We start from the raw sequence: 2,404 nt of genomic DNA on the forward strand, positions 1-2,404 counted from the left end.
ATCTAGGGCAGGAACGTCAACGGCCAAACCATTGCGGCGCGGGGGGGCGCCACGATGGTTCGTCTACGTGCTTAGTGTTTGCGGGTGCCTAGGATGACCAGGACGGCGGCGCCTAGCTCCAGCGCGGCTACGAAGTAGAGGCCGGCGGAGAGGTGGCCGGTGCTGGTCTTCAGCCAGCCGATCATGTACGGCGCGACGAAGCCGGCGAGGTTGCCGATGGAGTTGATGAGGGCGATGCCGCCTGCGGCTGCGGTGCCTGCCAGGAACACGGCCGGGATCGACCAGAACACCGGGAATGCGGCGAGGATGCCGATGGCGGCGACGGTGAGCGAGATCAGCGCGAGCGCGGGCGAGCCGAGCAGTGCGCCTGTTGCGACCAGGCCCGCGCTGGCGATGAGTGCGGCGATGGCGCAGTGCATGCGGCGCTCGCCCGTGCGGTCGGAATGCGCGCCGTTCCAGACCATCGCAATCGTGCCGGCGATGAACGGAATGGCTGCGATCAGGCCGATCTGGAAATTGCCCTGCACGCCCAGCTCCTTGATGATCGACGGCGTCCAGAACGCGATGGTGGCGTTGCCGCTGACCACGCAGAAATAGATGGCTGCGCAGATCCACACGCGGGCGTTGGCCAGCGCGGAGCCAAACGAGGCGTGTTTGGCGGGGTCGCGGTTCTCCACTTCAACGGCGCGCACGACGGCGTCTTGCTCGGCGGCAGAAAGCCACTTGGCCTGACGCGGTGTTTCGGGCAGCCAAGCCAGCACGGCAAAGCCGGCCAGCACGGACGGAATGCCTTCGAGCAGGAACAGCCATTGCCAGTTGGCGAGGTGGCCGACGCCTTCCATGCGGCTCATGATGAAACCGGCAATCGGGCCGCCCACCACGCCCGCAATCGCGAACGAAGTCATGAACAGACCGTTGATGCGCGCGCGGTGTGCGGAGGGAAACCAGTACGTCAGGTACAGCACCACGCCCGGGAAGAAGCCCGCTTCAAAGATGCCCAGCAGAAAGCGCATCACGTAGAACGAGGTCGGCGTCTTCACGTAGATCATCGCCATCGAGGCCAGGCCCCACAGGATGGTGATGCGCGCGAGCGTCTTGCGAGCGCCGATCTTTTCGAGCAGCAGGTTGCTCGGCACTTCGAACAGGAAGTAGCCGATGAAGAAGATGCCGGCGCCCAGGCCGTACACCGCTTCGCTGAACTGCAGATCCTGCAGCATCGACAGCTTGGCGAAACCGACATTGACGCGGTCGATCCACGCGAGGATGAACAGCACGACCAGGAACGGCACCAGGCGATACGCAATGCGGCGGTAGGTGGCATCCAGCTCGGTGCTGGGAAGCGGGCGACTGGCCGGGTCGGTCGGGTTGGCCGGTAGGGCTTGGGTTTGCGACATGATTTCCTCCAATAGCGTGTGAGGGCGCCGGCGCTTCGTGTGCTGCTGTGTTTTACGAAACGCAGGCATGCGTTGGGCCTGGCGCGTCTACAGCGCGCCTTTTCTTTTTTTTCGGCTTGGCTTGGGGAACCGCCTGCGTGGCCCGGACGCCGGCGGCAAATGTTCTGGCTAGTCGATCAACGCAGGGCAGCCTCCACCGCCCGGCCGACGCGCAGGATGCGCGCGTCGTCGTTGGCGAGACCGCAGAGCGACAGGCCGACCGGCAGTTCGCCGGCAGCGTGTACCGGCAGCGTCAACGCGCAGCCGTCCAGGAAATTGATCACGCTCGGATTGCGCAGCGCGAGGGCGTTGACGCGGAAGAACGCTGCGTCGTCAGCTTCAAGCGGTGCGACTTCGGGCGGCACGATGGCCACCGTCGGCATCAGCCATGCATCGAAGTTGCCCAGCCGCTTGCGTGCGGCGGCAATCATGCGCACGCGTGCGTTGATCACGTCGATGTAGGCCGCTGCGCTCATCTGTTCGCCACGGCGGATGCGCGTGGCGACGCGCGGGTCGTACTGCGCTTCGGCACGCGCGAGCAGCCCGCGATGCCATGCCCAGGATTCCGCCGCCGAGAAGCCGCCGCCGCTGTTGATGTCCGGCAGTTGCAGCAGCTCGGGGAATTCGAAACGCACGATGTGCGCGCCGGCACGTTCCAGCCGCTCGACAGCGCGCTCGAACGCAACGGCGACCGTGTTGTCGAGATCCGCGCCGACAAAGTCCTGCGTGATGCCGAAGCGCAATCCGGCCAGCGGTACTGCGGTGGTGTCGAACGCATCGTTGCCGGACTCGCCGCTCAACACGGCATCGACGATGGCGCAGCAGTCAACCGAGTTGGCGAGCGGGCCGCCGGAATCGAGCGACGTGGACAGCGGCACGGCGCCCGTCATCGGCACACGGCGCGCGGTGGGCTTGAAGCCCGTCAGATTGCAGAACGCCGACGGAATGCGGATCGAGCCGCCGGTGTCCGT

At 65.8% G+C, this 2,404-nt stretch carries 2 protein-coding genes; both read right to left on the reverse strand.

Features of this window, described 5'->3' with window-relative positions; all coding sequences use genetic code 11:
- Positions 1-71 precede the first annotated feature (71 nt).
- Positions 72-1,394: an MFS transporter gene (locus FUT88_RS23825; RefSeq protein ID WP_147218904.1), complete on the reverse strand. Its 1,323-nt coding sequence runs from the start codon at positions 1,392-1,394 to the stop codon at positions 72-74.
- A 176-nt stretch (positions 1,395-1,570) separates the two neighbouring features.
- Positions 1,571-2,404, reverse strand: an 834-nt coding sequence (locus FUT88_RS23830; protein ID WP_261797280.1) for an amidase family protein, incomplete at its 5' end; no start/stop codon positions are given.

This window comes from Ralstonia sp. TCR112, from assembly GCF_007997035.1.
In the GTDB taxonomy this organism is placed as follows: domain Bacteria; phylum Pseudomonadota; class Gammaproteobacteria; order Burkholderiales; family Burkholderiaceae; genus Ralstonia; species Ralstonia edaphi.